The following is an 8,637-nucleotide window of genomic DNA, read 5'->3' as shown; positions in this document are numbered from 1 at the left end:
TGCAAGGCCAGTGGGTCAGACCCCCACTTTGATAGAAATTTAAAGCGATAAAGCGTTACAGTGAGTTAAGAAGATTTCAAAAAAAGATTATAGCCAATTTCAAAGGAGTAAGGGCCAGTCTTATGTGCTCTTACTCTTTCGAGAGTATGTTAGATATTTCTCAAGCACGGGAATTCAAAAATAATAGTAGTTTGTCTACCAAGAGGGCGGGTCTAGTAGGAAAAACTAAAGAACAGATAATCATTATCCGTCCTTGTTTTTAAACAGCCGTATATTTATTGTTAGAACCAAAATAAAGTTTCTTAAGCGTAAGTAACATTTCTTTATGCTCCGAGTAGGTACCGCCTTCGTGCCATTGAAAACCTTGGCCGTAATCTTCTTTATTCGAGAGCATATTCATGCTGGATTCTACATAAAAGACTTCATCACAAATAAATAGCTTGTAGTGTGAATTAATTTTACCCACTTGCAGTTTACAGGAGTGCCTTTTATTGGTAAGGGAGGTTTTTAACCGCTGAACATATTTTTCGGTTGTTTCGCCTCTTTGATCATGTTTCATGGAAGAGGAGTTTCCCTCGATTCCATATAAAATGGCTAAATTAACACCCCTAGCCAGTAAGCTTTTAAAACGAGAAAGCATTTCGGGTTCTGTCACCCATTTGGAGATCCACGGACTAATAATGCATACTTCGTGATTGGCTTCGTCTAGTGCCTTGTATAAATAATTCTTTATTTGATGGTTTTGTATATGCTGTATTTGATATGAATGGTTGTTCTCCTGAATGGTCTCTTTTATGACTTCACGAATCATATCGATGGTTACTAATTCCTCTGATTTTTGCTTCATCAATTCAATAGAAGCTTGGATTTCATTTTGTGTTTTATTGTGTTCAATCATAGTATTTAGAAGAATTTCAATGGAGTTCTCCACCGTTTTCATTTCATGACCCAGGGCCGTATACATCAGATTCATATTCTTATCCATTTGTTCTTGGTTCTTCGAACAGTACTGCATCATCTCCTCTGTCATACTTATTTTAAGTCTCTCAATAAGTGAATCTTGCGCACCCTTGTCGATTGAAAGGCCATTTTCTTCAATTCTTTGCAGCCGAGTAAAAATGTCTATAAAGGACTGATCCATCTTTCTGGTAAAAGCAAGCAGTATTTCCGTTTGACTATCTCTTTCTACGTCCTGGCTTCTGGTTATAAGACCTTGTTGTTTCATCGGCTGACTTGGTTTTATTGCAACTGCCGCAGGTTTACTTGGTGGGGCTTCTTTTTTTAATAAAACTTTTATTAACGAACTAAGGAAGAAGAAGGCCGCTAAGGTCCATGTCGGCCGGGATAGAAAGTCAAAAAAGATGGCTATTATAGCAAACATGGCACCTACACTGCTCAACAAATATGGATTGATATCCTGCGTATTACCATTCCTTGGCTATGGTGCCTGTAGGGTATGGTGCCTGTCACCACCCGATATATGTCGAGATTTGTAGAATAAGAGAATCCAATTGGGACCTGTTGGCCAGAACACACGGCTTTAGTATGCAGCGTGACGATTTTCCGTCCCTAACACGTACTAAACGATCTTAATTCAAATGTTGTTCCACGATAAAACCTGAAATTTTACCTTAACTTAAATCCTAGAGCCTGTCACGACCCGATATTTGTCGAAGATTGATAGGTTTTTAGAGTGGTGGAAAGTTCTAGAAAACGAGAAAACCACCCTACGCCGTCGCAAGCAAAAGGGTGGTTCTCATAAATAAACAACTTTGACAACCACCACCCTGACGGTAGAGGTTGCGAGGAGAAGTGTTGACGCACTTCTCTATTTTATATTATTTCCATTATTACAAAGAAATGCCCTCTTAAAAGAGAATTTGCTTTCCTTGACATTGGGGTTAAATGCAGTGCCTGTCACGCTAAAAGGGGTGACGATCAACATGGCACTTTTTTACAAGGAAGCTGTAAAGCTGTCTTCTGCTCCTTTTTTTGGATTTTTAGATAACAACAACGCCCCTCCAAATACCATTTTAGCTATACCATCAGCAATTCCAAAATAAATAAAAGGAACTTGTGGTTCCATCATTCCCAAAAGTGCAATTATTATCAAGGGGATTGAAAGGAAAAGCAGACTTTTTCCATGTACCGTCGCAAATGGAATAAAGTGAATGGCTGTTGCAAGTAAGGCACCCAGCCAAATCATGCGATAGTCATGAACGCCAAAGTATCTTCCTGAAATCAATATCATCAGAAAAAACATAAAGATAATGGACGATTTTGACATTTTGTTCTGAAATTTCGTAGGAGAACCGAAGGAAAATCGTTTTCGTAAAGACTTGTTTCCCAATATAAATACTACTCCTAGAAAATAACCAATGAAAAAGATAAAAGGAGAGATTAGATAAATACCTCCAACTACTGTTCCAACTATAATTACTGCGCCAATCCATAATAACCATAAGCCGCAAACTCGTTTATTTAAAAACTCCATGGGTTTATTTTTCTCATGACCTAATTTCATTGCTATTTTATGAAGCACCGCCATCGCCTTCCTATCATTAAATTGTTTTAATCTAGATTTTAAATACTAATTCTCCTTTTTACTTAATTTTTATGTTAATAGCACTCAAAAAATGATCCAGGGTATTCCCCATATGTACCTCAAGTGATGCGGCTCCATTAGATATAACCCATGTGACGAGCGAACCTACATAAATATTGACGATATCAGTTGCAATCTCCTCAGAGGTAATATCCATGATGACTATCTTGTGTTGTTGACCGTAATCTATTATTTCTTTCGTGACGGTCTGAAACATAACGAACATGTCAGAAAGCAACCTTTTATAGTCCTCATTGATCGTTAATAAGTGCAACATATTTTGCGTGATCATGGAAGTAGTATGAAGGTTGTCTGCCATATAGACGATAGCCTTCCTTAAGTTGATGAGCAGATCATCATGGTTGTTTAACTGACTTTTCATTGTAAATTCGAATGTTTTTAGTTGCTGCAGATCAAATTCATATAAAATCTGTTCTTTGGATTTAAAATAGGCAAAAAAGGTGGGCTTGCTAACTCCAGCTGCTCTCACGATCTCTTCAATTGTTGTTTTTTGGTACTCCTGCTTCTTAAATAGCTCCATTGCTGCTTCAATCAGTAAATTTTTCGTAAATTCTTTGTTTTTCTCTCTTCTCACCAAAAAGACCTCCTAGATGTATTTATGTCGTAATTACTTGAAAAAAAACCCTTTACATTTTTTGATAACCACACTATATTTTAAATAGTAAAACAATTTTAACTGCGGGTAAAGTTTTTTTAAGACAGGATGAAGGGAAAGATGATGTACCGTCACAGGAACGAAGGCACGGTCTTATTATTCTGCCCGTACGATATTCACCGTACTAGCGCAAGATGGTTTTGCAACGGAGCTTGTCTATAAAATAAAAAGGAGTGTAAGGGAATGAATAAATCTATCACTCTCATGGGGAGAATTACCTCGATTCTTTCAGGAATCCTTCTTGTGTGCGCTCATTCTTTAAACCTTGGGGCTGGAGAACAAGGGAGCGTTTTTGGATCTCTGCTTGTTTTTGTAGCCCATTTGTTACTCGTTTTTGCCTTTTTCGGACTTTATATACAACAAGGCGATCGAAATGGCTTACTGGGTTTTTTCGCTATGCTTGTTGGGAACATTGGAAACATCATTGTAACAGCAATTGTCTTTGTGGAAATAGCACAGGCTTCAGGGGAAAACATTCATCATGTTTTTACCACACCGGTGACGGAACCTATCTATTCGTTCGGACCTCTCCTATTTGTAATAGGGATAATCTTATTAGGAGTATCGATGATTAGAGCAAAGGTATTTCCTGTATTTTCGGGTTATCTTTTAGTGATCGGTACGATCGTGTTCGCAGTGGCAAGTGTTTCTGGCGACATCCAGAAAATTGTTGAAGTTATTGGTTCTCTTTTCACAGGGGCAGGATTTATCGCAGCGGGAATAAAATTTAAAAAGTTTGAAGCTCCCTGCGAATTTGAATATAGCTCAGTCAAGGGTAGATAGTACAAAGCTAAAACTTTTCTGAAGTGGCTTACAGGATTGTAATATTTTAAGGGGAGATAAAGTGATGCGGAAATGGGTAAAGCATGAAGATCCGAATAATAAATATCAGGCAACTTTTACGTTGGGCAATAAAAGTGTTAGTTTACCAAAAGATGCAGTTGTATCTGTCACTAGAGGGGAAAATTTTAATATTCCTCGATTGCTCATAAATGGTTTATTAAATCAGTTTATAATGAAAGCACTTTCGAGGAATGAGAATCTTTTATATGCTGAATTGACTGGTCAGTTGCAAGGTGGTGTAGGTCAAACTCTTACTGTTTGGAAAGACCCTAAGCTCATGAATAACTTCAGAACAAAAGGTTTTCACAATTTTTCAAGGAGATTTTTTAGTTGGATTTTTTATAGTGGAAGTGTGAAGTCATACTTTCATACATGGAAATTAACCGAAACAATTCCGTCATCGGATGAGGCTGAGAAATTCGTGATAGAGAATGGTAGATTTTTTCAGGGAGGTAAATTGATTAGAAAGGCTAATCATCACAAAATAAGTTAATAAACAAAGCTAACACTCCACTTTTGTAACCCCGAAAAAAGACATTGCCAAAGAAAATCCATCTTCTTCGTAAAAAAAAATGGGAGGCTGTCATTCTGATGGATGACTTCCTTCTTAAACTTACAGTTTAAAAAGGAAGTTTGTATCTTCATAGCAAAGTTTACCAACTTGTATTCATGTTTTCAGATAATATATAGCGGAAAAAACTTGAAAGGAAAGGGAGTTGTTTCATGAAAAAAAAGATATTTATTGATTCAAAGCCAATAGTTCTGATAGGAATAATGGGTTTATTAGTAAGTTTGATATTTTTATTGGTAATCTTTATCCATGGAAGATACGTTTTGCCTGATGGAGATTTAACGAAGCCGTTATCTTTTAATGCCGCCATAGGGTTATTTATTATTAATCTTGCCGTGTTTTTAAATCTTGCAAATTTTTCGGAAAAAGGAAGGAAATTGTGGGTTTGGTGGACTGCTGTTGTTTTTGGACTTGCGATGGTCTTCGAATCTGTGCAGCCACTTAGAGGGGTAGACCCACGATTTGCACACAATCATAACGTCTACGATATTATTATTGGCAAATTTTTAATGAGTTCCTTATCAGTCATTATGATGGTACTAACAATTATTTTTATGATTAAAATATTCAAATCGAAACATACACGAAACATTCTTCTTTTTGCAATCAAGTGGTCCGCGTCTTCGCTTATATTGGCGTTTATCGCTGGATTAATTATGATCGCACTATTATCAAGACATCTAGGTGAAAATGGGAATTTCATTTGGTCACACGGATTTGCTTTTCATGCCCTGCAAATAATACCGCTTTTGGGATGGTTTTTAGAAAATGAAAAAGGAAAAAAAGCGAAAACTATCATCTCGATTACCTCAGTGATGTGGAATATCATTGTAGTCCTTCTTAGCATTCAAGCATTTTTGAATCAGAGTTTGTTTCACGGGATTATCTTTTATATCAATCTTTTATTAGGAATCATCATAACTACCATTATTGGATATGCCTGGTTTTTATGGAAAGCAAAAAGTAGGAAACTCCCATTCGAAACTTCTTTATCTAATTGAGTGAACATCTGGCGAACTAAAAAAAGGCTATGGTGCCTGTCACGCCCCGATATTTGTCGAAGATTGATAGGTTATTAGACTGGTGGAAAGTGATAGGATAAAGTTGCAGTTGAATATTGTTGGGGTGGTTGGTTGTCTCTTCTTTCCGTTATTGGCTATGGTGCCTGTCACCGCCCGATATATGTCGAGATTTGTAGAATATGAGAATTCAAAGAAGGATGCTTCTAGCCAGTACTTATACAGCTATAGAATACACCGACTATGCTCCCGAGACTAACACTAGTACAGCGTCTAGGAAGTATGAGGCCTTATCCGGCATTTAAATTTGATAGAACAAAAAAGTAAGAGCACGGATGCTGCTCTTACTTTTTCCGCCTTAATGTGCTACTGATGGTTCTGGGTTCATCATCATCAGTATTTCAAGGGCTGACATTTGAGGTAATCGATTCAAAAAGTTCTTTAACTCTTTCCTTGAGTGGAACGTAAATGCTCCAATTTCATGTGTCGGGATTTTTGGGGTCAGACCCCATAGCCATCAAGTTAAAACAAAATGGAGAGAACCTGAGTTAAACCATAATATTCTTGAATACTAAATCTATGTCAGAAAAAATGGGCATGGCAAAATAAGCCTTAGATTGAGAATTTTAAAAAAATTTGTTGCGATGGTAACTTTCATTAAAAACCATGAGAACCGTCCCTGAGGGGTTCTTTCAAATATAAGCAGATAAGTATGGATAAATAATGGTACTGCTTTAGAAGTTGAAAAGGAGAGGCTTTCAGGTCCTCTTCTATTTTATTTCATGATATCTTTATTTTTTTATGTTTTTTTAATAATTTTTATTAAGAAAATTTACACATTTATAAAATATTGATATGATTTACCATTTTCGGTTCTAACCGTTACTACAATCTTACTTTGGTTTTCCCATATATCTATTTTAAAATTGACACTCATGCCCCAATTATTGTAAGGAGAGATAGTGGTGTTAATTCCTGAGTTGGAAAGAGTATCTGCTGTATTTGTCAATATTAATTTGAGCCAGTGTGATCACTTCAAAAGTGAGCCACTTCATTCTGAGTTATTTCCATATTTGGGTGAGGACTTGGAGTTTAGGGTATCTTGCCCCGAGGGGCAAGATACCCTAAACTCCTCGCGTGCCTGGCCTATTGGTCGCTCTCATCCCTTTGTTTCATACTTTGTCTAAATCGATACGATTCTCCATTAAGGAGGAGGATATGAGCTTTATGGGTTAGTCGGTCAAGTAGAGCTGCGGTCATTTTTTCATCTCCAAAAATGGAGGTCCATTCCGTAAATTCTAGATTCGTAGTAATCATCACGCTAGCTCGTTCGTAGCGACCTGCAAAGAATTGGAAAAAGAGCTCTGACCCAATTTTCGTGAACGGCACGTAGCCCAGCTCATCAATAATGATCAAATCAAATTTGAGCCACCTCTTTTCCAATGCACCTAGCTTGTGTTCTTCATTTGCCAAAAGGAGTTCTTCTACTAGTTCTGCAGCCGAAATAAACTTAACTTTATAGCCATTTTTAATCATTTCAATTCCAATACCCGTAGCCAAATGCGACTTTCCAGTCCCACTGTTTCCTAAGAATATTATGTTTTCCTTCTTCTCTACAAAATCTCCCTTTGATAGAGTCAGGAAGCGATTTCGGTTCAGACTTGGCATCAAACTAAAATCATAGCTATCTAGTGTTTTTTGGACAGGAAAGGAAGCTTGTTTAAGCCTTCGTTGTCTTTGATTTTCTTCTCTAGACTCTAATTCTGCTTCTAATAGAGCCAAAAGAAATTCCTCATAACTCAAGTTACGATTCTCAGCCTCTCTTGCGAGAGAACGGTATTGTGCTGAAATAGTCGGAATCCGTAGTTGTTTAGTAAGGTGATCTAAAAGTAGTTCAGTTGTCATTTCCTAGTGCCTCCTGTTAATTGGCCGTACTGTTCTATACTGGATTTATTCACTTTGTAATCTAAAAGATTGACTGGTGTTTTATCAGTTGGAAGAGTACTGATTGGTATGTTTTGGTGCGTAAGCCTTTGTATAATTTCATGGACTTCCTCATATCGGAAAACTTGAGTTTTCTCTGCTTCCAATAAGGCTTTTGTTAAATTTTCCATACCAATGTCACGATGGAGGAGGAGAATTCGAATGAACTTCCTATCACCTTCAGATCCTTCCTGCTCACGCATTTTCAAATGGAATCGCTTGAATACATCAGGGATTTCAGTGGATTGGAATGCATGAGCGTCCCGGATTGCTCGGGGTTTTTTAAGCAAGACTTCCAGATAATGATCAAGAACCGTAATCACCTGATTGCGTTCATAGGAGCGAGGGTGTTCTGCGATCACACGGTTTTGAGCCACTACGATTACTCGATCGACAAAATTTTTTGTCCATACAGCTTGACCAGCATAGCTATAGGGTACAGAATAACGATTGGTTTCCACTGTAATAAGGGAAGTTTTATTCACTTTGCACGATAGAAGTTTACAAGCTTCAAAACGGTTAATAGGAAGAGGATGGAGAATCTCTTTTTCTTTCTCCCACATTTCTAGGACAGTCTCTGATTTATTAGGGACGTGAGTCCTTCCAGCTTCCTTTAAACACCAATTTTGGAGGTACTCGTTCAGTTCATTAATAGATTGAACCTCAGGTAGAGGCACCAAAGCATTCCTTCTTACATATCCAACAGTACCTTCGATACGACCTTTTTCATTTCCACTTGCGGGATTACAGAATTCAGCTTTAAATACATAATGAGCCTGGAGACCAATAAAGGCCTCTTGTTCTAGCCGATCTCTTCCTTGAAGGATTTTTATTACAGCTGTTTTTAGATTATCAAGTAGACCTTCTGTCGGAACTCCTCCTAAGAACTCAAACGCATGAACGAAGCCATCCAGGAATGCTTCCTGTTTTGCATGAAGAT

At 37.4% G+C, this 8,637-nt stretch carries 8 protein-coding genes; 3 read left to right on the top strand and 5 right to left on the bottom strand.

Annotation, left to right across the window (positions count from 1 at the left end; genetic code table 11):
- Window positions 1-259: 259 nt before the first annotated feature.
- From BDR01S_RS23630 to BDR01S_RS23620, 3 genes are all read right to left on the bottom strand, one after another.
- Complete coding sequence (locus BDR01S_RS23630) at window positions 260-1,402, bottom strand: phospholipase D-like domain-containing protein (RefSeq protein WP_066248407.1); 1,143 nt, start codon at window positions 1,400-1,402, stop codon at window positions 260-262.
- A 552-nt stretch (window positions 1,403-1,954) separates the two neighbouring features.
- Window positions 1,955-2,524, bottom strand: coding sequence for a DUF6609 family protein (locus BDR01S_RS23625; protein ID WP_066363378.1), 570 nt, complete (start codon window positions 2,522-2,524; stop codon window positions 1,955-1,957).
- 79 nt (window positions 2,525-2,603) lie between these two features.
- Window positions 2,604-3,200 carry a TetR/AcrR family transcriptional regulator gene (locus BDR01S_RS23620; protein ID WP_066248397.1) on the bottom strand — a complete coding sequence of 199 codons (597 nt, stop codon included), beginning with the start codon at window positions 3,198-3,200 and terminating at the stop codon, window positions 2,604-2,606.
- Between the two features lie 264 nt (window positions 3,201-3,464).
- Here BDR01S_RS23620 and BDR01S_RS23615 point away from each other — a divergent pair, with 264 nt between their 5' ends.
- From BDR01S_RS23615 to BDR01S_RS23605, 3 genes are all read left to right on the top strand, one after another.
- Entirely contained in the window at window positions 3,465-4,064 is a 600-nt protein-coding gene (locus BDR01S_RS23615; protein ID WP_066248396.1) for a hypothetical protein, read from the top strand.
- 64 nt (window positions 4,065-4,128) lie between these two features.
- Entirely contained in the window at window positions 4,129-4,617 is a 489-nt protein-coding gene (locus BDR01S_RS23610; RefSeq protein ID WP_066248393.1) for a hypothetical protein, read from the top strand.
- A 230-nt stretch (window positions 4,618-4,847) separates the two neighbouring features.
- Window positions 4,848-5,696 (top strand): hypothetical protein, encoded by an 849-nt coding sequence (locus tag BDR01S_RS23605; protein WP_066248388.1) that lies wholly within the window; start codon window positions 4,848-4,850, stop codon window positions 5,694-5,696.
- A gap of 1,164 nt (window positions 5,697-6,860) precedes the next feature.
- On the opposite strand, the gene istB is transcribed toward BDR01S_RS23605, so the two are convergent.
- Window positions 6,861-7,619 carry an IS21-like element helper ATPase IstB gene (istB, locus tag BDR01S_RS23600; protein WP_066248384.1) on the bottom strand — a complete coding sequence of 253 codons (759 nt, stop codon included), beginning with the start codon at window positions 7,617-7,619 and terminating at the stop codon, window positions 6,861-6,863.
- The coding region (locus BDR01S_RS25980; protein ID WP_066363376.1) for a Mu transposase domain-containing protein at window positions 7,616-8,637 on the bottom strand (1,022 nt) is incomplete at its 5' end. The genes istB and BDR01S_RS25980, both read right to left, overlap by 4 nt.

This window comes from Neobacillus drentensis NBRC 102427 (genome assembly GCF_001591445.1).
Lineage (GTDB): Bacteria > Bacillota > Bacilli > Bacillales > Cytobacillaceae > Neobacillus > Neobacillus drentensis.
The sequence above is the reverse complement of the archived record's forward strand: the minus strand, read 5'-3'. Positions and strand labels throughout refer to the sequence as shown.